Here is a 21,215-nt window from a genome sequence, read left to right as displayed (position 1 = left end):
TGTCATGCCGCACACTGGAGAGGTTCGTCCAGCTAGGGGAGGTTCTATGCCATCGGAGCTGACAGTGCTGGGGGCCTGCCCGCTGGACTGCCCCGACGGCTGCTCGTGGGTGGTCACCGTGCGGGACGGGGCGGCGGTCCGGCTGCGCGGCAACCCCGCACACCCGTACACGCGCGGAGCGCTGTGCGCGAAGGTGAACCGTTGGCTGGAGCGCGCCGCCCAGCCGGACCGCATCCAGTACCCGCTGCGCCGGGTGGGGGCCAAGGGGGAGGGACGGTTCGAGCGCGTCGGGTGGGACGAGGCGCTCGACGAGATCGCCGCGCGGCTGGAGGACGTCGTCCGGGAGCATGGCGGCGAGGCGGTCTGGCCCTACTGGGGGACGGGCACGCTCGGCTACCTGCAAGGCCTCGAAGGGTATTCCGGCCGGCGGTTCTTCAACGTGCTGGGCGCCTCGGCGCACGACGCCAACATCTGCTCGGCGGCGGGCAGCGCCGGGATGGCCGAGGCGGTCGGCTCGCCGGGCGGCATGGACCCCGAGGACCTCGCGCACGCCCGGCTCGTCCTGCTGTGGGGCACGAACCCCCTGACCAGCGGCCACCACGTGTGGAAGTTCGTCCAGGACGCGCGGAAGGCGGGCGCGCACCTGGTCGCGATCGACCCGGTGCGGACGCGGACGGCGCGGCAGGCCGACGAGCACCTGGCGCCCCTGCCGGGAACCGACGGGGCGCTCGCGCTCGGCCTGCTCCACGTCATCGTGGGCCTCGGCGCTCAGGACGAGGGCTTCCTCGACCGCGGCACGCTCGGGTGGAGGGAGTTCCGTGACCGGATCGCCGAGTACCCGCCGGACCGGGTCGCGCGGATCACCGGCGTCCCGGCGGACCGGGTCGTGGCGCTCGGCGAGCGGATCGCCCGCACCCGCCCCACCGCGATCCGCGCGACGCAGGGGCTCCAGCGGCACGCCGGCGGCGGGGCCGCCCTGCGCCTGATCGCCGCCATCCCCGCCGTGACCGGCGACTGGGCACGGCGCGGCGGCGGGGTCGCGTTCTCCACATCCGGCCACGTGAAGCTGGACAAGGCCGCGCTGTGGCGCGACGACCTGCGCCCCCGTCCGGTGCGGACGCTGTCGATGAGCCGCCTCGGCGAGGGGCTGCTGGACGTCCAGGACCCGCCGGTCAAGGCCCTGTTCGTCATCGCCGCCAACCCCGCGGGCAGCACCCCGCACCAGAACAAGGTCCGCCGGGGCCTGGCCCGCGAGGACCTGTTCACCGTGGTCCTTGAGCAGTTCCCGACCGACACCGTCGACTACGCCGACATCGTGCTGCCCGCGACGGCGCAGCACGAGCACGCCGACCTGCACGAGGGCTACGGGCACCTGTACCTCACCTGGAACGAGCCGGCGGTGGCGCCGCCCGGAGAGTGCCTGCCGACGACCGAGACCTTCCGCCGCCTGGCGCACCGGATGGGCCTCCAGGAGCCGGCTCTCTACGACTCCGACGAGAGCCTCGCCGAACAACTGCTGGCCTCGGACCACCCCTGGATGGCCGGGGTCACCCTGGACCGGCTCCGCAAGGAGGGGTTCGTGCGCATGTCCGTTCCGGACCCGTTCCTGCCCTACGCCGACGGCTTCCCCACGCCGTCGGGCCGGTTCGAGTTCCGCTCCCCCGCCGCCGGTCTCGCCGGGTACGTTCCGCCCGCTGAGGTCGCCGACGAGGAGCGGGCCGGGAGGTACCCCCTCGCCCTGGTCTCGGCGGCGTCCCACGAGTTCCTCAACACCCAGTTCGCCAACAACCCGGAGCTCCGGCGCCGCTCGGGCGGACTCACCGTCCGCCTCCACGAGGACGACGCGAGGGCGCGGGGCCTGGTCGACGGGCAGCGGGTGGCGGTCGGCAACGACCGGGGCTCCTTCGAGGCCGTCCTGAGGATCACCGACGAGGTCCGGCCGGGCGTCGCGGTGACGACCAAGGGCCACTGGGCCAAGCTCTCCGGCGGCTCCAACGCCAACGCCGTGGTCGACGAGCGCGACACCGACCTCGGCGGCGGCCCCGTCTTCCACGACACCCGCGTGGAGGTCACCGCCCTGCCGGCGCCACCGCGCCCGGCCGGGCCCCTCGCAGACGCGGACCCGGCCGCCGGTGGTTCCGACCTCCCCGGCGGATGAGCAGAACGCCCCGGGTGCACGGTGCCGGAGGTGATATTCCGTCGGGACGGCGATGTCAGTGGAGGCGGAAACGGGATCCACGATCTTGTGGGCGGTACGGTGTGGCCTGGAGGGATCGATGACGTATCAGGCCGATACCGGCGCCGTGCTCGACCGCGCCAGGAGGTACGAGCGGCAGGGGCGGGCAGAGGAGGCCGCGGCCGCCTACGCGAACGCCGCCGAGGCGTTGGAGGCGCGCGGCGACCTGGCGTCCGCCGCCGCGGCGCGGGCGCGGTACGCGCGGGCACTCGCCGCCGCCGGGAGGACCGGCGAGGCGCAGCGCGTCCTCGACGTCCTGGACCGGGGGGCCGCGTGGGGACGGCTCGCAGCGGCCCTCGCCGGCGGCGCCCACCTGGCCGTCGGGAACGGCGTCGCATGGAACAGCCTCGCCGACCACGAGGGCGCCCGCGACGACCGGGTCCTGCTGGAGCGCGACTGGGGCGTCACCGACTCCGAGGGCTGGCGCGAGCAGATGGACGCGCTGCTCGACGCCCGAAACAGCGACCCGGCGATCCAGATGGTGCTCGACCGGCGCGGCAGGGGCACCGGCAGGCGGGCCTGGCAGGACGCGATCGTCGCCTGGTGCGGGGAGCGCGACATCTCCGAGCAGACCGTCCGGGAGGTCGTGGACCTGTCCGAGGCGGTCCTGCGCTACGAGGCGCGGTTCCGGGCGGACGGCCTGCTCCCGCCCGACGGCCGCGTCGAGAGCGTCTTCGGCTACGACTTCGGGCGCGCGGTGAACATGGCCCGCTGGGGCCTGAACGCCGGGTACTGCGACGCCGAGGAGGCCGAGAAGTCCGTCCTCACCGCGGGGCAGCGCGCCCACCAGGTCTACGCGTCGTGGCAGGAGTTCTCGGCCGGGTACGTCCTCGGCCGGATGCTGCGGTTCGACGAGGGCGAGTTCGGCGAATGGTACGAACGCTCCCTCACCGGCCACCGCGTCCTCGCCGAGGACCCGGGCAGCCCGTGGCGGCGCATGGCCTGGGGCTGACCGTCCGGCTCAGCCCAGCGCGTCGATCTCGGCGATGATCGCCTTGCGTCCCTCCTCGTCCAGCGACGAGGCCGTCACGGCGTTGCGGGCCAGGGAGGCCAGCTCGGCGCGGCCGAGCCCGAACGCCTCGGCCGCGACGCGGTACTCGCCGGTGAGGGTCGTGTTGAACATCGGCGGGTCGTCGCTGTTCAGGGTGACGAACAGCCCCTCCTCCAGCATCCGCGGCAGGGGGTGGGCGGCGAGGTCCGCGACCTGGCCCGTGCAGACGTTGGAGGTCGGGCACACCTCCAGCGGCAGCTGCGTCTCGCGCAGGTGGGCGACGAGGCGGGGGTCGCGCAGGCAGTTGGTGCCGTGGCCGATGCGCTCGGCGCCGAGCCCCTCGACGGCCTCCCAGATCGTCTCCGGGCCGGTCATCTCCCCCGCGTGCGGGACGCTGCGCAGGCCGGCGGCGCGGGCGGCGGCGAACGCGTCGCGGAAGGCGTCCCGGAACGGCGCGCGGCTCTGCTCGACGCCGCCGATCCCGAACCCGACGAGCGTCTCCGGCGGGTGCCGCAGCGCGTGGTCGAGGGTGCCGCGGGCGCCCTCGGCGCCGAACTCGCCGGGGATGTCGAAGATGTAGGACAGGCCGAGGCCGAACCCGTCGCGGGCCTCGCGGGCGGCGAGGTCGAGCGCCTCGGTCACCGCGGGCATCGGCATCCCGGCCCGCTGGTGGGTGTAGGGCGTGACGGTCAGCTCGACGTACCGGACGTTCTGCGCGGCGAGGTCGCGGGCGATGCCGGAGACGAGCGTGCCGACGTCCTCCGGGGTGCGGACGAGGCTGGACACCGACTCGTACACCTCGGCGAAGTGCGGGAAGTCGCGGAACTCGTAGAAGGCGCGCAGTTCGCGCTCGTCGACGGGGACGGGGCCGTCCGGGTGGCGGCGGGCGAGTTCGAGGACGGTCGGGACGGAGGCGGAGCCCACGAGGTGGACGTGGAGCTCGACCTTCGGGAGGGCGTCGATGAACGCCGCGATGCTCGTGTTGTCGGTAGGCACGCCGCGAAATTAACAGCCATCCGGCCGACCGGGACAGGCGAACGAGGCGAACCTCCCACGAAATTGTCAGGAACCCTCCCCGTTCGGCAGGATGGGCACCGTGCGCGCCGCCCGACTGATCTCCGCCGTGCTCCTTCTGCAGTCCCGGGAGACGATGACCGCCGCCGAGCTGGCCCGCGAGCTGGAGGTGTCCGAGCGCACCGTCTACCGGGACATGGAGGCGCTGTCGGCTGCCGGGGTGCCGGTCTACGCCGACCAGGGGCGGGGCGGCGGGTACCGGCTGGTCGGCGGCTACCGGACGCGGCTCACCGGGCTCACCCGGGAGGAGGCCGAAGCGCTGTTCCTGTCCGGGCTGCCCGGCCCCGCCGGGGACATGGGGCGCGCCGACGCGCTCGCGGCCGCTGAGTTGAAGGTCCTCGCCGCGCTGCCGAAGGCGCTGCGGGACGCGCCCGCCCGCGCGAACCAGCGGTTCCACCTCGACGCGCCCGGCTGGTTCGGCGAGAGCGGGCCGCCGCCGCTGCTGCGCGACCTCGCCCGCGCGGTGTGGGACGACGAGACCGTGGAGCTGCGCTACCGCCGCAAGGACTCCGAGGTCACCCGGACGGCCGAGCCGTACGGGCTCGTCCTCAAGAACGGCGTCTGGTACCTGGTGGCGCGGACCGGGGGCGGGCCCCGCACGTACCGGGTGGACCGCGTCGCCTCCGTCCGTCCCACCGGGGAGTTCTTCCACCGCGACGAGGACTTCGACCTCGCCGGGCACTGGCGCGGGCAGGCGGCGGCCTTCGTGCGGTCGGTGCTGCGCGAGGAGGCCGTGGTGCGCCTGTCCCCCGCCGGCATGCGGATCCTGCGGTACGCCGTGGAGCCGTACGCGGCCCGCCAGGCGGCGGCCGCCGCGGGCGAGCCCGACGACCGGGGATGGGTGGTGACCACGCTGCCCGTGGAGTCGGCGGCCGTCGCGGCGTCCGAGCTGATGCGGCTCGGAGCCGAGGTCGAGGTCCTCGCCCCGCCGGAGCTGCGGGAGCGCATGGCGGGCAGCGCCGCCCGGCTGGCGGAGCTGTACCGGACGGCGGACCGGCCGCCCGGCTAGTCCTGCTTGCGGGCGATCGCCTCGGCCAGCTCCTCCTTGCTCATCTTCGAGCGGCCCTGGACGTCGAGGGCGGCGGCGCGGTCGTACAGCTCGCGCTTGCTGTTGCCCTCGACGTCCACGCCGCCGAAGCTCCTGCCCTTGCCGCGGCGGGCGTCGGGGTTCTTCGCCCGCGGGTCGGACGGGCCCTTGTGCCCCTTGGGCACCCACCGGTCCCCGCGCTTCTCGAACTTGTGCTTGAGCGCCGAGTACGCGGTGCGGTGCGCCCGCTCGCCCTCGCCGTAGGTCTCGACAGCCGAGTCGTGGGCCTTGGCGAAGGTCTCCTGGGCCTCCTTCGGGGAGCGCTGAAGCGTGCCGGGAAGCTCGTCCTTCCGCGGCTCGCCGCTCTTGTCCGTCATCGGCATGGCTCCTCCTCTCACCAGTCACCACGCCGGATAACCGGTCAGCGCGCGCTCAAACCGGTGCGCCCGGCCCGCCGGCTACCGGTAGCCGTCGACGTCGGCGGGGCGGCCCGGATCCACCACCTCGACGATGTAGCGCCAGGCGTCGGGGCGGCTGCCGTCGGCGTCGGTGAAGCCGTAGACCTGGGCCAGCCCGCCGCTGGACAGCGACGCCCCGTTCCAGCGCGCCCGGTCCGGGTCGGCGGCGAGGGCCGCGACGGCGCGTCCCACGAACGCCGGCGACTCGGAGATCGCGAAGTGCGGCGTCGTCCCGGTGGCGTCGCGCCAGGTCTCCTCGGTGACCCCGTAGTTGTCGAGCATCGCCTCCGAGCGCAGCCATCCCGGCGTCAGCGAGAGGGCCGTGGCGCCGTGGGAGGCGATCTCCTCCGACTGGGCGAGGGCCATCCGGAGGACGGCGTTCTTGGCGAGGTCGTAGAAGTAGCCGCATTCCCTGCGGTACGCCGCGTTGTACTCGGCGGTCCCGTCCGTCACCTCCACGACCAGGCCGCCGGGCTCGCGGATCAGCAGCGGCAGGGCGCAGTGGCTGGTGATGGCGTGGGTGTCGACGGCCAGCCTGAGCATGCGCAGGCCGTCGTCCAGGGACTGCTCCCACAGCGGCCTGCCGAACTCGAAGAGCCGGTCCGCGCCCCAGACGTCGTTGACGAGGACGTCCAGCCGCCCGCGCTCCTCGTCGATGCGGCGTACGAGGGCGGCGACGCGCGCCGGGTCGAGGTGGTCGACCTGGACGGCGACGCCCTCGCCGCCCGCGGCCGTGACCAGCTCGGCGGTCTCCTCGATCGTCTCGGGACGGTCCATCTCCGACCGGTGGGTCCGGGTGGACCGTCCCGTCACGTAGACGGTCGCGCCCGCGGCGCCGAGCTCGACGGCGATTCCCCGTCCCGCTCCGCGCGTGGCGCCCGCGACCAGTGCGATCTTTCCAGTCAGTGCACGACTCATGGGGACGATGCTGGCACCGAAACCTGACAGGTCACGTCAGGGTTTCTCCCCGGTCGGCCGGGTTTTCGGTCAGGTGAATATGCTCACCCCGCCCGGGCCGACGAGGAGGCCGACGACAATGAGGACGATGCCCCAGAGCAGGTCGCGCCGCGCGAGGATCACGTAGATGCCGGCGATCACCAGGATGACCGCGATGAGCCACAGGATTGTCATCATGGCCCCCGGCGTCCCCCCAGGGAAACCCAAGAAACCACAATCTCGTTGCGGATGACCGAATTACCCGTTTTGTTACAGAGGGGGAAGGCCGGGCCTCCCCCCTCCGCCGGAAGACGGCGATCACCCGCGCCCCCGGCCGGGGGGCCGTCAGCCCCCGCCGCGGCACAGCCGCAGGACGTTGGCGACGATGTGGTGCCCGGCGTCCCCGGCCGCGGTGAGGATCGACTCCGGATGGAACTGCACGGCCCAGCGCCGCCGCGCCGGGTCCTCGATCGCCATGACGACGTCCCCGGTCAGCGCCGTGACCTGGAACCCCTTCACCCCTTCGGGCGTGGCGTGCAGCGAGTGGTAGCGGGCGGCGGTGAACTCCTCGGGCAGGCCCTCGAACAGCTCTCCCCCCGTGACCCGCACCCGGCCGGGCTTGCCGTGCGACGGCTCGGGCAGCAGCGACAGTTCGCCGCCGGCGTGCTCCACCATCGCCTGCAGACCGAGGCACACGCCGAAGACCGGCAGTCTCCGGGCGTCCAGCTCGTCCAGAAGCGCGCGGGTGGCGAAGTCCTCCGGGCGACCGGGGCCGGGCGACAGCACGACCAGGTCGGGCGCGTGCTCGTCCAGCAGCCGCACCGGGAACCCGTGCCGCAGGGTCACCACCGAGGCGCCGTGCTGCCGGAAGTAGTCGGCGAGGGTGTTGACGAACGAGTCCTCGTGGTCGACGAGCAGCACCCGGACGCCCTCGCCCGGCTGCGCCGGGAGCGGCGCCTCCTGCGGGACGGCCCCGGCGCCCTTGCGCACGGCGGCGAGCGCGCTCAGCAGGGCGCTGGCCTTGAGGTGCGTCTCGCGCTCCTCCTCGTCGGGGTCGGAGTCGTAGAGCAGCGTCGCGCCGGCCCGCACCGTCGCCACCCCGTCGCGGATCTGCGCGGTCCGCAGCGTCAGGCCGGTGTTCATCGAGCCGTCGAAGCCGACGCAGCCGACCGCGCCGCCGTACCAGCGGCGGGGCGAGTCCTCGTGGTCCTCGATGAACTGCATCGCCCACGCCTTGGGCGCGCCCGTGACGGTCACCGCCCACATGTGGGTGAGGAACGCGTCGAGGGCGTCGAAGCCCGGGCGCAGCCGCCCCTCGATGTGGTCGACGGTGTGGATGAGCCGGGAGTAGATCTCGATCTGCCGGCGGCCGAGGACGCGCACGCTGCCTGGCACGCAGATCCGGGACTTGTCGTTGCGGTCCACGTCGGTGCACATGGTCAGCTCGGACTCGTCCTTCGCCGAGGACAGGATCGTGCGGATCTGCTCGGCGTCCTCCAGCGGATCGGCGCCGCGCCTGATCGTCCCGGCGATCGGGCAGGTCTCGACCCGGTCGCCGCTGACCCGGACGAACATCTCGGGCGAGGCGCCGACCAGGAACTCGCCGTCGCCGAGGTTGAACAGGAACTCGTACGGGGCCGGATTGGACTCCCGCAGCCGCTCGAAGAACGCGGCGGGCGCGTCGCAGCGCCCGTACATCGCGTGCCCCGGCGTCACCTCGAACAGGTCGCCCCTGACGAACTTCTCCTTGGCGTCCCGCACCATCTGCGCGTACACACCGGGGACGGGCTGCGCCGGGACGCCGGCCCGCCGCCGGACCGGCGTCGCCCCGGTGCCGCGCGGCAGCCCCGCGGTCCCCGACCCGTCCACCTCGAACTCGTAGGAGATCCGGTGCGAGGTCTCGCGCTTGCGGTCGACGACGACCATCTCGTCCGCCAGGTGCAGGACGAGGTCGCGCTGGTCGCCGGGCCGCTCCAGCCTGGTCCGCAGCGGCTCGAACTGCAGCGACAGGTCGTACCCGAAGGCCCCGTACAGGCCGAGGTGCGGGTCGTCGCAGCGGAACAGGTCGACGACGGCGCGCAGCGCGGTGAAGACGGTCGGCTGGCGGCTGCGCTCCTCCTCGGCGAAGAAGCCCTCGGCCGCCGGGACGAAGAGCTCGAACAGGCCGGGCTCGTCGGTCCGCACCTCGCCGACGGCGCGCAGCGCGCCCGCCAGCGCGGGCAGGACGACCCGGCCGCGCCCGTTCAGGGAGCGGACGGCGACCGTCCGGCCGCGCGCGACGATCTCCAGGCAGGGATCGACGTAGGCCATGTGCCAGCGGCTGTAGCGGCCCGGGTACTCCATGCCGGAGCTGAGCACGCCGCCGCGCCGCTCCCCCACGGCGGCGACGAGGACGTTCAGCGCGTCGGACTTGCGCTCGGAGTCGACCGGGACGGCGGTACGGGTCACCCGTACGCCCCCGGCCGTGACGAACTCGCTGGTCAGCGGCTGTCGTGAGACGGTCTCCACCGCGGTGGCCCCTCGATGTCGGGCCCCCACCGGGCGTCGCGAACAGGAAACGACCGCCGGTGAGGGCGGTCGCCTGGTCGTGAACACGCGCGAACCGGCACCGCCTCAGCGGCGCCACCACCACCGGGAGGCTGCGGTTCGCATGCGGGGAGATTACCACGGGCGCACCGTTCCCTACCTGGCGCTTCCCGGCGTGGAGCGATCCACCGAAGTCGTGCCGCGGCCGATATCCGCCTGTGACCAGGGCGTGTGTAGGCTCGCCCGGCCGCACCCCCGGCACGGTTCCGTCACACGACCTGGGCGGACCGTGCGCGGGCGAAACGAGGAGGACCCCATGACTCCCGACGACTCCCGGGAACCGACTCCGACCCAGCCCCCGCCGCCGGACGCCGACCGCACCGACCGGAGCCCCTGGAACTGGCTCCTGATCGTTCCCGTCGCGCTCCCGCTGCTCACGCTGCTCTACAACAACGACGAGCCCCGCCTCGCGGGCTTCCCCGCCTTCTACTGGATCCAGCTGGCCTTCATCCCGCTGGGCGTCGCCTGCACCGTCCTCGTGTACCAGATGACGAAGAAGCGGGGCTGAGCCGATGGCACGCGACCACCTCACCGAGATCATCGTCTTCGCGGTCCTGTTCCTGCTGGTCAGCGGGATGGGCTTCGTCGCCGCCCGGTGGCGGCGACCCGACTCCATGCACAGCCTGGACGAGTGGGGCCTCGGCGGCCGGAGCTTCGGCAGCTGGGTCACCTGGTTCCTGATCGGCGGCGACCTCTACACCGCCTACACGTTCGTGGCCGTCCCGGCCCTGGTGTTCGGCGCGGGCGCGGCCGGCTTCTTCGCCGTCCCGTACACGATCGTCGTGTACCCGCTGGTGTTCCTGGTACTGATCAAGCTCTGGTCGGTCTCGCACGTGCACGGCTTCGTGACCCCGGCCGACTTCGTCCGGGCCCGGTTCGGCTCCCCGACGCTGGCGCTCGTCATCGCGGTCACCGGCATCGTCGCCACGATGCCCTACATCGCGCTGCAACTGGTCGGCATCGAGGCGGTGCTGAAGACGATGGGCGTGAACGGGCACTGGCCGATCATCATCGCGTTCGTGATCCTCGCGGCCTACACCTACCAGTCCGGGCTGCGCGCGCCCGCGCTGATCGCCTTCGTCAAGGACGTGCTGATCTACCTGGTCATCATCGTCGCGGTGCTGTACATCCCGGCGAAGCTCGGCGGCTGGGGCGACATCTTCGACGCGGCCAAGGCCAAGTTCGACAAGACCCCCGCGCCCGGCGACGGCATCACCATCGCCGGCAGCGGCCAGCTGAACTACGCGATGCTGGCGCTCGGCTCCGCGATGGCGCTGTTCCTCTACCCGCACAGCATCACGGGCGTGCTGGCCAGCAAGAACCGCAACGTGATCAAGCGGAACATGGCGGCGCTGCCCGCCTACAGCTTCGTGCTCGGCCTCATCGCGCTGCTCGGCTACATGGCCATCGCGGCGGGCGTGAAGCCGGTCAGCACGGACGGCAAGCCCGACACCAACACCGTGGTCCCGATGCTGTTCGACCACATGTTCCCCGACTGGTTCGCCGGCGTGGCGTTCGCCGCCGTCGGCATCGGCGCGCTGGTCCCGGCGGCGATCATGTCGATCGCGGCGGCGAACCTGTTCACCCGCAACATCTACAAGGAGTACATCCGCCGCGACGCCGACGCCAAGGAGGAGGCGACCGTCAGCAAGCTCGTCTCGCTGATCGTCAAGGCCGGCGCGGTCGTGTGCATCCTCGCGCTCGACCCCGAGTTCTCCATCGACCTGCAGCTCATCGGCGGCGTCATCATCCTGCAGACCCTCCCGGCGGTGGGGCTGGGCCTGGTCACGCGCTGGTTCCACCGCGGCGCCCTCATCGGCGGCTGGGCCGCCGGCATGGCGGCCGGCCTGTGGATGCTGTACCGGATCCCGAACCCGGTGAAGGGCAAGGAGCACTTCGGCGGCTCGGCCTACCCGCTGAGCGACCTCGGCCTGGACACCAAGACGACGGTGTACGTCGGCATGCTGGCGCTCGCCGTCAACGTGGTCGTCGCGGTCGCCGGCACCCTGGTCTGCAGGGCCGCCAAGCTCGCGGACGGCAAGGACGCGACGCGCGCGGCGGACTACCTCGCGGACGAGGGCGACCCCCGGGTCAAGGACCTGGAACTGGAGGCGAGCACCTGATCCGGCAGGCCACCGGCGGCGCCGCCGCGTCAAGCTCCCCGGACTGACCGGGAGCGGACGGGCGGCGCCGCCCGCGCCTTCCGCGGTGGCCGCCCGCACCTCCGACCGGCATGGCGACGGCCCGGTCGTCCGCTCACGCGGACGGTCGGGTCGTTTTCTTTTCGGCTCTTGACAGGCGGATAGGTGAACATCCATGGTGTGTGAACGATCACGTTAACGTTAATGTGACGCCCCCGACAACGGAAGGGCTCCTCGTATGAGGCCACCGCGTCCCCCCGCCCGCCCCCTGGCGGCCCTGACCGCCGGCCTCGCCGCCGCGGCGCTGCTCGTCCCCGCCGCGGGCGCGCAGGCCGCGCAGGGCCCGCACCGCAAGATCGACCTGCGGATCGCGACCTACAACACCTGCGGGCACGGATGCCTGCCGACCACGCAGGCCTGCGTGGACACGATCGGGCGCGACTGCGCCACCAAGCTGGAGCCCTGGGCCGACGGGCGCGCCGCGCGGGTCGCCGACGACATCGTCCGGGCGCGCGCCGGGGTCGTCGTCACCCAGGAGATCGGCAACAACCCCACGCCGACGCAGCCCGGCGTGGACGTCGAGTCGTTCCGCGCCCCGCTGACCAAGGCGATGAGCGCCCGCGGGTACGCCGAGGCGCCCGCCGACTACGCCGGGACCAGGCACCCGCAGGCGGGCTACCCGCTGAAGTCCGGCGCCGGGCGCTTCACCTACTACGACGCCCGCAGGTTCTCCCACCTGGACGAGCGCGGCCGCGCGCTCCCCCACGACCTGCTGTGGCTGCCGGACTCCACCGAGATCTACGGCAAGACGATGACCTGGAACACCCTGCGCGACCTGCGCTCCGGGCTGCGGTTCGTGGTCGTCGACATGCACCTGGAGTACCGCAAGAACGGCGCGACCGACCCCAACGGCTGGACCAAGAACTGGGACGAGGTCCGCTACCTCGACGCGCGCCGGACGGCCGAGTACCTCACCCGGGACAACGCCTACACCCGGAAGCTGCCGATCGTGTTCGCCGGGGACATGAACTCGGCGTCCAAGGAGGACGGCCACAGCGCCTACGACGCCTTCTCCGACGTGGGCTACGCCGACTCGTTCGAGTCCGCGCCCGCGAACCGCCGCAGCGGAGCCGAGTACGCCTCGTTCAACGGCGGCAAGATCCCGCTGCCGAGGTCCGAGGACAAGATCGACCACATCTTCGTCCGCAACGGCACGCGCGTCCTGCAGTGGACGCTCGTCCCCCAGACCGCCGCCCAGGCCGGCGAGCCCCGCGACCTGCTGCGGTCCGACCACAACATGGTGCACGCCACCGTGAGGATTCAGGAGCCCACCCGATGAGCACCCCCGCGAGCGAGCGGTCGCTGGCCGCCGAACTGCGCCGGGCCGACCCCGCCCTGTCCCGCTTCAACCCGCTCGACCGGATCCTCGTCCACGACGAGTTCAACACCGGCACGCACGGCTGGATCGAGCTGCTCGGCAACTACGACGGCCACGGGAACCTCGACACCGTGGACGACCACATGCGCGACTTCCGGCCGCCGCAGCTCAGCTCCTGCAACTTCTTCGACGTCGGCACGCACGGCGCGATGTCCGGGACGTACGCGCTGAAGGTCGCGACGCGACCGGTCGCCGGGCACACCGGCGTCGCGATCCGGCGGCTCACGATGGCCGGACGGGGGCGCGTGCAGTTCGAGGCGTACCTGACGTTCAAGACCGAGGCGGCCTCGGAGGAGAACCAGGCGGCGCACAAGGCGGGCGCCGGCGAGTGGGACGCGAACCTGCACCCGTCCGAGCAGCAGTTCGGCGCCTTCACCATCGCGACCGACATCTGCGACGGCGTCCGCTACCACTGCGTCGCCCGCTACCTGAACACCGACCTGGACAACCGGATGCGGCGCGAGTGGGTGTACCCGACGGTGCCCGAGCCGACCCCGCGCGAGCACTTCGAAGGCAAGCTCAAGCTGCCGCCGACGGCCGACTTCACCGCCCCGGACCCGGACGACTGGAAGCCGTTCGGCGGTCCCCAGGAACTCTGCTACAACGAAGTGCCCACGAAGGTGAACTGGCACTACGTGCGCTGGGTGATCGACACCAGCACGCGCTCGAACGTCGAACTGCAGGTCAACGACACCGTCTACGACATGCGCGACGTGCCGGTGCCGCCGTACGAGGAGGAGTACGGCTCCCTCGGAAACCTGCTGAACTTCTACGTCTCGGTCAGGACGCACACCGACGTGCGCAACTTCCTGTACCTGGACTCCGTCCTGATCTCGGTCGACTGGTGAGGAGCCCCCAGAGCATGCGCGAGTCGTTCACGGCGGTCCTGGAACGCAACCGCACCCTCGCGGGCGGTTTCGCCACGGAACCGTACGAGGTGGCGTGGGCCGCGGAGGCCCGCTGGTTCGTCCGGACGCTGGAGCGGACCGGGACGGGCGCCCTGATGAGGGTCACCACGCAGGTCTCCCCCGACGGCCTGCACTGGTGCGACCTCGACGCCGAGCGGGAGCTGACCGGCGACCTCGTCACCTGGGAGTCGTCCGGCTTCGGCGGCTGGCTGCGGCTGAAGGGCGCCGTCGAGGGCGAGGCCGGCGGCGAGGCGTCGGCGAAGGTCATGATCTACCTCGCGCTGAAGAGCTGAGAGAGGAGCCGTCATGGACGTGCGCAGGCGCGAGTTCCTCGCCCTGACCGGTCTGGCCGCCTCCGCCGTGGCGCTCGGCGGCTGCGCGGCGCCCGGTGCGGCGGCCGGGCCGGACGGGTCGCTGCGCGCCGCGTTCGGGCAGCCGGTCACCGACCTCGACCCCTACAACGCGGGGACGGCGGTCGACGAGGCGTCGCTGATCGTCAAGCGGCTGGTGTTCGACACGCTCGTCCGCTACGAGGGCGGGCGGCTCGCGCCCGGCCTGGCGACGTCGTGGCGGCGGACGGACGACACGACGTGGGTGTTCGACCTGCGCCCCGGCGTCCGCTTCCACGACGGGAGCCCGCTGACCGCGCGGGACGTCGTCGCCTGCGTGGAGCGCACCAAGGCCGTGAAGTCGGCGCAGTCCGCGCTGTGGGCCACGGTGAAGTCCGCGCGGGCGGACGGCGACCACCGCGTCACGTTCGTGACGGACGGCCCCATGGGCACCCTGCCGGTGAACCTGACGCTGCTGTTCATCGTGCCGGCCCGGCGCGTGGCCGACCCGGCGCAGAAGCGCCGACCCGTGGGATCGGGCCCGTTCCGCGTGACGGGGTTCACCCCGTCGACCAACGTGGAGCTGGCCCGGTTCGAGGGGTACTGGGGAGGCCGCGCCGGGCTGCCCGGCATCTCGATGCCGTTCATCGCCGAGACCTCCAGCGCGATCACGGCGCTGCGCAACGGGGACGTGGACCTGCTGTGGCCCGTCCCGTCCGACCAGCTCGGCGAGGTGCGGGGACGGCGCGGCGTCAGGGTCCAGACCGTGCCGAGCTGGACCTACTACCTCACGTGGTTCAACTGCGGCCGCAAGCCGTTCACCGATCCGCGGGTCCGGCGGGCGATGTGGCAGGCGCTCGACATGGAGGAGATCGTCGGGAAGCTGTTCGGCGCGGGCGCCGAGCGGATGCGGGCGCCGATTCCCTCGACCGTCTTCGGCTACGCCGAGCAGGCGCCCTACCGGTACGACCCGGCCGCGGCCCGCGCGGCGCTGCGCGCCGCCGGTCTCGGGGACGGCTTCGAGACCACGATGATGTGGTTCGACGCCACCGGTCCCCTCGCCCGGGAGCTGGCCCAGTCGATGATCTCGGCGTGGGCGCGGATCGGGGTCGAGGTCAGGCCGCAGAGCATCGAGAAGGCCCAGTGGCTGCAGCGCCTCAACTCCCTCGACTGGGACATGGAGCTGCAGACCAACACCGTGACGACCGGCGACGCCGCGTTCACCCTCGGCCGGCTCTACACCTCCAAGGCCAACCGGATGGGCTACCGCAACCCCGGGCTGGACGCGGTGCTCGCCGAGGCCGGGCAGGCCGCCGACCCCGGGCGGCGCGAGGAGCTGTACGCGCGGGCCTGCAAGACGATCTGGGACGACGCGGTCGGGGTCTTCCCGGCCGCGCTCACCACCGCCTACGGGCTGCGGACCGGGCTCTCCGGCTTCACCCCGGCGGCGAACAACCAGCCGGACCTGTCCGCGGTCAGGAGGAACCCATGACACCCCGCCGCAGGGCCACCCTGCGGGACATCGCCGCCGCCCTCGACCTGTCGGTCAACACGGTGTCCCGCGCCCTGGCCGGCAAGGACGCGGTCAGCCCCGAGACCCGCGAGCGGGTGCGGGCCGAGGCCGAGCGCCTCGGGTACGTGCCCAACACCATGGCGCGGTCCCTCGTCCAGGGCAACGCGATGACCCTCGGGCTGGTCATCACCAACCCGTCCAACCCCTTCTACACGCGTCTGATCAGTGCGATCGAGGAGCGCGGCCGGGTCCGCGGCTACTCGCTGATGCTGATGGTCACCGAGGACAGCGTCGACAACGAGCGGCGCGTCGTGGACGAGCTGATGCGCTGGGGCGTGGACGGCGTCCTGGCGGTGCCCGTCCAGCACGGGATCGACCACTGGGACCGGCTCCGCAAGTCCGGGACGCCCGTCGTCCTGGTGAACCGCGACCTGCCGGGGCTCGACACCGACCTCGTCGGCGTCGACTACTACGACAGCGCGCGGCGCGCCACCGAGCACCTCGTCTCCGAGGGGGCCCGCGACCTGTACCTGGTCGAGGAGGACCTGGACATCTCGCCGGTCGCGGAACGCGTCCGGGGGTTCCGGTCCGTGCTCGAGGAGCACGGCATCGCGGTCCGCGACGACCACATGGTGAAGGTGCCGACCCGGCGCCGGGAGGCCAGCTCGCAGCCGTGGGACCCGGTGGACTCCTACGAGATCGGGCGCGGGCTCGCCGCCCGCGTCGGGCCGGGCGCCGCCGTCCTGGCCGGCAACGACTACTTCGCGCTCGGCGTGTACCGGGCGCTCACCGAGCACGGGCTGAGCATCCCCGGCGACGTCCGCGTCGCGGGGCACGGCGACCACCCGTTCGCCGCCTACCTCGCGCCGCCGCTCACCACGGTGCGGCTGCCGGCCGCGGACGTCGGCGCCGCCGCGGTGGACCGGCTCCTCGAACGGATGTCGGGCGAGTCCGGCGCGGGCTCCCCGCGGCAGACCCTGCTGCCCGCGGAACTGGTCGTCCGCGCCTCGTCGCGGACCGCGAACGGAGGCGGCTGATGGGACGGTTCCTGCTGAGGCGCGCCGGTCAGGCCCTCATCGTGGCGTGGGGGGCCATCACGGTCGTTTTCCTCGTCGTGCGCGTCGTCCCCGGCGACCCCGCGACGCTGATCCTCGGGCCGGACGCCAGCCCGGCGCAGCTCGCCTCCGTCCGTGCCGACTTCGGGCTGGACGAGCCGCTGTGGCGGCAGTACCTCGCGCACATGGGCGAGATACTGCGCGGCGACTTCGGCGACTCGTGGCGGCTCGGCGGCGGCGCGATGGGCGCCGTCCTGGACCGGTTCCCCGCCACCCTGACGCTGGCCTCCCTCGCGCTGGTCATCACCCTCGCCGCCGGCTACCCGCTCGGCATGATGTGCGCGCGGCGGCCCGGCAGAATCCTCGACCTGCTGGTCTCCACGGGTTCGCTGGTCGGGCAGGCGGTGCCGTCGTTCTGGCTCGGCATCGTGCTGATCCTGCTGTTCGCCCGCCAGCTGAACTGGCTGCCGAGCACGGCCGGGGGCGGCCCGGAGGCGGTGATCCTGCCCTCGGTGACGCTGGCGCTGCCGTTCGTCGGATGGCTGGCCCGGCTCGTCCGCAACGGCGCGCTGGAGGAGAGCGGGAAGGACTACGTCCGCACCGCCCGCGCGAAGGGGACGGGCGAGGGCGCCGTGATGTACGTGCACGTGGCGCGCAACATCGCGCTGCCCGTCGTCACCGTCCTCGGGCTGCTGATGGGCAACTTCATCGCCAACGCGGTGATCATCGAGGTCGTGTTCTCCTGGCCGGGCATCGGCTCGCTGATGGTGGACGCGATCACCAACCGCGACTACGCCGTCGTCGAGGCCGCGATCGTGACGATCACCGTCTCCTACATCGCGCTGAACCTCCTCGTGGACGTCCTGTGCGTCGCCCTCGATCCACGACTCACTCCGGAGAACGCATGAGCGCAGCGAACCGGGGGGTGTGGGGGGTCGCCCCCCCACCCGGAGAACGCATGAGCGCAGCGAACCGGGGGGCGTGGGGGGTCGCCCCCCCACCCGGAGAACGCATGAGCGCAGCGAACCAGGGGGCGTGGGGGGTCGCCCCCCCACCCGGAGAACGCATGAGCGCAGCGAACCAGGGGGCGTGGGGGATCGTCCCCCACAAGGAGGAAGCATGAGTGCCATCGCTCCCGCCGCGGTCGCGGTCCCCGCGGCCCGGCGGCGCAGGAGGCTGCCCGCGCGGGCGTGGGCGGGCCTCGCAGTCGTCGGGCTGTTCGTCCTGGCGGCCGTGTTCGGGCCGCTGCTGATGCCCTACGACCCGGCCGCGACGGACCTGCCGCACCGGCTGCTGGCGCCGGGGGCCCGGCTCGGGGACGGGTCGGTCGCCTGGCTCGGCACCGACCAGGTCGGGCGCGACATGCTGTCGGCGCTGCTCGCCGGAAGCCGCGTGTCACTGCTGGTCGGCGCCGCCACCGTGCTCATCGGCGGCGCCGCGGGACTGGTGGCGGGGCTCGTGTCCGGCTACTTCGGCGGCTGGACCGACGCCGTCCTGTCCCGGTTCGGGGACGTGCAGCTGGCGTTCCCGTCGATCCTGCTCGCCATCCTCATCGCGGGCGTCCTCGGCCCGAGCGTCACCAACATCGTCATCACGCTGGCGGTGACCCGCTGGGTGATCTTCGCCCGGGTGGTGCGGGCGTCCGCGCTCGCGACCCGGGACCTGGAGTTCGTCGACTCGGCGCGGGTGCTCGGCGCGGGGCACGCGCGGATCCTGTTCCGGCACGTGCTGCCGTCGTGCTGGCAGCCGCTGCTGGTCGCCGCGACCGTGCAGATCGGCCTGGTCATGGTGGCGGAGGCGTCGCTGAGCTTCCTCGGCCTCGGCATCCCGCCGGACCAGGCGTCGTGGGGCGCGACCGTCTCGGCGGGCCGCGACTACCTCGGCTCGGCGTGGTGGATCTCCACGATGCCGGCGATCGCGCTGGCCGCCGTCGTCACCGGCGTCGGCCTCGTGGGCGACGCCTTCCGCGACCTGTCCGACCCGCGCTCGCAGATCTGATGGCGCACATCCCTTGGAGGCGCACATGACCGTTCAAGCCGTCGATCACGCGCACGCCCCGGCGTCCGGGGACGTGGCCGCGGAGCTGCGCGACGTGCACATCGGGTTCCGCTCCGGCCGGCACGTCACGCCGGTCGTGCGGGGCGTCGACCTGCGGCTGCGGCGCGGCCGCGTCCTCGCCCTGGTCGGCGAGTCGGGCAGCGGCAAGAGCCTGACCTCCCTCGCCCTCATCGGGCTGCTGCCGCCCGGCGCGCGCGTCACCTCCGGCGCCGTCGTCCTGGACGGCGAGGACACGGGCGGCTTCTCGGCCCGGCGCTGGCGCGAGACCCGCGGCAGCCGCGTCGCGATGATCTTCCAGGATCCGATGGCGGCGCTGAACCCCGGCTTCGCCGTCGGCCCGCAGATCGCCGAGCCCTTCCGGCGGCGCCTCGGCCTCGGCCGGCGGGAGGCCCGGGAGCGGGCGGTCGCGCTGATGCGCGAGGTCGGCATCGCCGGTGCCGAGTCACGCTACGGCGACCACCCGCACGAGTTCTCCGGCGGCATGCGGCAGCGCGCCGTGATCGCGATGGCGCTGGCGCTGGGCCCGTCGGTGCTGCTCGCCGACGAGCCCACCACCGCGCTCGACGTCACGGTGCAGGCGCAGATCCTGCGGCTGCTGGCACGGCGGCAGCGCGAGGCGGACCTCGCGACGCTGCTGGTCTCGCACGACCTCGGCGTCGTGGCGCGGGTCGCGCAGGACGTCGCGGTGATGTACGCCGGACGGATCGTGGAGCGGGGCCCGCTGGACGCCGTCTACACGCGTCCCGCCCACCCGTACACGCTCGGCCTGCTGGAGGCCATGCCGGACGCCGGGTCCGGCGGGCGCCTCAAGCCGATCGACGGCGTCCCGCCGGACCCGCGGAACCGTCCCGGCGGCTGCGCGTTCCACCCGCGCTGCCCGTTCGCGACCGACAGGTGCCGCACCGAGGACCCGCCGCTCACCGGGGACGGCGACCGCGCCGTCGCCTGCCACCACTCCGCGGAGGTCGTCGCCTCCCAGCACAGCGAGGAGCCCCGATGACGGCCACCGCGCAGGACACCGAGGTCGTGCTCAGGGTCAGCGGCCTGGAGGCGGGGTACGAGCGCCCCGGCCGCCACGGGTTCGGGCGGCGGCGGGTGCCCGTCGTCGCCGGGCTCGACCTGACCGTGCGGGCCGGGCGGACGCTCGGCGTCGTCGGCGAGTCGGGCTGCGGCAAGTCGACGCTCGCGCGGGCCGTGGTGGGGCTGCGCCCCGCGTTCGCGGGGTCGATCGAGTTCGCGGGCGCGGACCTGGCGTCCGTCCCGCCCCGCCGGCGCCGCCGCATGAGCCGCGACCTGCAGATGGTGTTCCAGGACCCCTACACGTCGCTGAACCCGAGGATGACCGTCGCCGACGTCGTCGCCGAGGGCTGGCGCGTCCATCCGGGGATCGTGCCGCGCGACCGGGAGGACGCCGAGGTGGCCCGGCTCCTCGACCTCGTGGGCCTCGGCCCCGAGCACGGCCCCCGGCACCTGCACCAGCTGTCGGGCGGCCAGTGCCAGCGCGTCGCGATCGCGCGCGCCCTGGCGCTGCGGCCGAAGCTGCTGGTGTGCGACGAGGCGGTGTCCGCGCTGGACGTGTCGGTCCGCGCGCAGATCCTCAACCTGCTGGCCGACCTGCAGTCCGAGCTGGGCGTGGCGTACCTGTTCATCTCCCACGACCTGGACGTCGTCCGGCACATCGCCCACGACGTCGCCGTCATGTACCTGGGCACGATCGTGGAGCAGGGGCCGGCCGCCGAGGTGTTCGGGGACCCGCAGCACCCCTACACGCGGGCGCTGCTGTCGGCGGCGCCGTCCGTCCACGACCGGCCCGGCGACGACGCGGGGGAGATCGTGCTGCGCGGGGAGGTGCCGTCGCCGGCCGAGCCGCCCGGCGGGTGCCGGTTCCGGACCCGCTGCTACATGGCCGCCGACGTCTGCGAGCGGGAGACGCCGGCGCTCGTCCCGCGGGACGGGCTGCCCCAGGCGGTGGCCTGCCACTTCGCCGACGGCGCCGGGACGACGGCCCCGCCCGCGGGGGGACGGGCGCCGGACGACGGCGCCCGCGGGGGTCAGGCGCGGCCGTAGGCGTCCTCGATGCGCTCGATGTCGTCCTCGTCGAACCGGCCGAAGGCGATCTCCATGACGCGCACGGCCGGGCCGTCGGAGCCGAGCCGGTGGGCGTCGCCGGCGCGGATCAGGACCCGCTCCCCCACCTCCGGGAGGATGCGGCGCCCGGCCACCTCGAACACCGCGCCGGGGTCGAGCGCGACCCACAGCTCGTCGCGGTCGCGGTGCCGCTGCAGGCTGAGCCGCTGCCCCGGCTCCACATGAATGATCTTCACGGTGGACGGCTCGTTGAGGGTGAAGCGCTCGAAGCGCCCCCAGGGCCGCCGCTCGGTCCGCACGGCCGGCTCGGGCCGCGGGCCGCCGCGGGCCTGGGTCTGCGCGCTGGTCTGCGCGCCGGTCGGCACGTCGGTCTGCAC

The 21,215-nt window shown here is 73.3% G+C and carries 20 protein-coding genes; 14 read left to right on the top strand and 6 right to left on the bottom strand.

Annotation, left to right across the window (positions count from 1 at the left end; all coding sequences use genetic code 11):
- The first annotated feature begins 46 nt into the window (after positions 1-46).
- Positions 47-2,158, top strand: a complete 2,112-nt coding sequence (locus tag BKA00_RS08110) for a molybdopterin-containing oxidoreductase family protein (protein WP_185024327.1) — start codon at positions 47-49, stop codon at positions 2,156-2,158.
- Positions 2,159-2,276: 118 nt separating this feature from the next.
- The gene (locus BKA00_RS08105; protein WP_185024326.1) at positions 2,277-3,188 is read left to right on the top strand and encodes a DUF1266 domain-containing protein; all 912 of its coding nucleotides are present in this window, start codon (positions 2,277-2,279) and stop codon (positions 3,186-3,188) included.
- A 9-nt stretch (positions 3,189-3,197) separates the two neighbouring features.
- Here the strand turns inward: BKA00_RS08105 and add are convergent, their stop codons facing one another.
- On the bottom strand, positions 3,198-4,223 hold the full coding sequence (gene add, locus BKA00_RS08100; RefSeq protein ID WP_230299183.1) for an adenosine deaminase: 1,026 nt from the start codon (positions 4,221-4,223) through the stop codon (positions 3,198-3,200).
- 100 nt (positions 4,224-4,323) lie between these two features.
- Between add and BKA00_RS08095 the strand changes: the two genes are divergently transcribed.
- Complete coding sequence (locus BKA00_RS08095) at positions 4,324-5,310, top strand: helix-turn-helix transcriptional regulator (protein ID WP_230299182.1); 987 nt, start codon at positions 4,324-4,326, stop codon at positions 5,308-5,310.
- Here the strand turns inward: BKA00_RS08095 and BKA00_RS08090 are convergent.
- The 4 genes from BKA00_RS08090 to BKA00_RS08075 all read right to left on the bottom strand — a co-directional run bounded on the left by BKA00_RS08090 (position 5,307) and on the right by BKA00_RS08075 (position 9,230).
- A complete protein-coding gene (locus BKA00_RS08090; protein ID WP_221493061.1) occupies positions 5,307-5,705 on the bottom strand; it encodes a ChaB family protein in 399 nt (132 codons plus the stop codon). The genes BKA00_RS08095 and BKA00_RS08090 overlap by 4 nt on opposite strands.
- An 81-nt stretch (positions 5,706-5,786) precedes the next feature.
- The gene (locus tag BKA00_RS08085) at positions 5,787-6,704 is read right to left on the bottom strand and encodes an SDR family oxidoreductase (protein ID WP_185024323.1); all 918 of its coding nucleotides are present in this window, start codon (positions 6,702-6,704) and stop codon (positions 5,787-5,789) included.
- Between the two features lie 69 nt (positions 6,705-6,773).
- Positions 6,774-6,920 carry a GPGG-motif small membrane protein gene (locus BKA00_RS08080; protein WP_165959128.1) on the bottom strand — a complete coding sequence of 49 codons (147 nt, stop codon included), beginning with the start codon at positions 6,918-6,920 and terminating at the stop codon, positions 6,774-6,776.
- 147 nt (positions 6,921-7,067) lie between these two features.
- Complete coding sequence (locus tag BKA00_RS08075; protein ID WP_185024322.1) at positions 7,068-9,230, bottom strand: anthranilate synthase component I; 2,163 nt, start codon at positions 9,228-9,230, stop codon at positions 7,068-7,070.
- A gap of 334 nt (positions 9,231-9,564) precedes the next feature.
- On the opposite strand from BKA00_RS08075, the gene BKA00_RS08070 reads away from it, so the two are divergent.
- The 11 genes from BKA00_RS08070 (at position 9,565) to BKA00_RS08020 (ending at position 20,817) form a co-directional block, all read left to right on the top strand.
- Positions 9,565-9,816 carry a DUF3311 domain-containing protein gene (locus tag BKA00_RS08070; protein WP_185024321.1) on the top strand — a complete coding sequence of 84 codons (252 nt, stop codon included), beginning with the start codon at positions 9,565-9,567 and terminating at the stop codon, positions 9,814-9,816.
- 4 nt (positions 9,817-9,820) lie between these two features.
- A complete protein-coding gene (gene mctP, locus BKA00_RS08065) occupies positions 9,821-11,431 on the top strand; it encodes a monocarboxylate uptake permease MctP (protein ID WP_185024320.1) in 1,611 nt (536 codons plus the stop codon).
- Positions 11,432-11,687: 256 nt separating this feature from the next.
- Entirely contained in the window at positions 11,688-12,788 is a 1,101-nt protein-coding gene (locus tag BKA00_RS08060) for an exonuclease/endonuclease/phosphatase family protein (RefSeq protein ID WP_185024319.1), read from the top strand.
- Positions 12,785-13,735 carry a DUF6772 family protein gene (locus BKA00_RS08055; RefSeq protein WP_185024318.1) on the top strand — a complete coding sequence of 317 codons (951 nt, stop codon included), beginning with the start codon at positions 12,785-12,787 and terminating at the stop codon, positions 13,733-13,735. Before BKA00_RS08060 ends, BKA00_RS08055 begins: the two co-directional genes overlap by 4 nt.
- 14 nt (positions 13,736-13,749) lie before the next feature.
- Complete coding sequence (locus tag BKA00_RS08050) at positions 13,750-14,088, top strand: hypothetical protein (RefSeq protein ID WP_185024317.1); 339 nt, start codon at positions 13,750-13,752, stop codon at positions 14,086-14,088.
- A 13-nt stretch (positions 14,089-14,101) separates the two neighbouring features.
- Positions 14,102-15,616 carry an ABC transporter substrate-binding protein gene (locus BKA00_RS08045; protein ID WP_185024316.1) on the top strand — a complete coding sequence of 505 codons (1,515 nt, stop codon included), beginning with the start codon at positions 14,102-14,104 and terminating at the stop codon, positions 15,614-15,616.
- Positions 15,613-16,674, top strand: a complete 1,062-nt coding sequence (locus BKA00_RS08040) for a LacI family DNA-binding transcriptional regulator (protein ID WP_185024315.1) — start codon at positions 15,613-15,615, stop codon at positions 16,672-16,674. Before BKA00_RS08045 ends, BKA00_RS08040 begins: the two co-directional genes overlap by 4 nt.
- Positions 16,674-17,600 carry an ABC transporter permease gene (locus tag BKA00_RS08035; protein WP_185024314.1) on the top strand — a complete coding sequence of 309 codons (927 nt, stop codon included), beginning with the start codon at positions 16,674-16,676 and terminating at the stop codon, positions 17,598-17,600. The genes BKA00_RS08040 and BKA00_RS08035 overlap by 1 nt, the downstream gene beginning before the upstream one ends.
- Before the next feature lie 211 nt (positions 17,601-17,811).
- The gene (locus tag BKA00_RS08030) at positions 17,812-18,690 is read left to right on the top strand and encodes an ABC transporter permease (RefSeq protein WP_185024313.1); all 879 of its coding nucleotides are present in this window, start codon (positions 17,812-17,814) and stop codon (positions 18,688-18,690) included.
- 25 nt (positions 18,691-18,715) lie between these two features.
- A complete protein-coding gene (locus BKA00_RS08025; protein ID WP_185024312.1) occupies positions 18,716-19,750 on the top strand; it encodes an ABC transporter ATP-binding protein in 1,035 nt (344 codons plus the stop codon).
- Positions 19,747-20,817, top strand: a complete 1,071-nt coding sequence (locus tag BKA00_RS08020; protein ID WP_185024311.1) for an ABC transporter ATP-binding protein — start codon at positions 19,747-19,749, stop codon at positions 20,815-20,817. The genes BKA00_RS08025 and BKA00_RS08020 overlap by 4 nt, the downstream gene beginning before the upstream one ends.
- Here BKA00_RS08020 and BKA00_RS08015 read toward each other — a convergent pair.
- Positions 20,802-21,215: a phosphomannose isomerase type II C-terminal cupin domain gene (locus tag BKA00_RS08015; RefSeq protein WP_230299181.1), complete on the bottom strand. Its 414-nt coding sequence runs from the start codon at positions 21,213-21,215 to the stop codon at positions 20,802-20,804. The genes BKA00_RS08020 and BKA00_RS08015 overlap by 16 nt on opposite strands.

The sequence above is a fragment of the Actinomadura coerulea genome, from assembly GCF_014208105.1.
In the GTDB taxonomy this organism is placed as follows: Bacteria; Actinomycetota; Actinomycetes; order Streptosporangiales; family Streptosporangiaceae; genus Spirillospora; species Spirillospora coerulea.
Note: the sequence above shows the minus strand (reverse complement) of the source record. Positions and strands in the feature narration are given on the sequence as shown.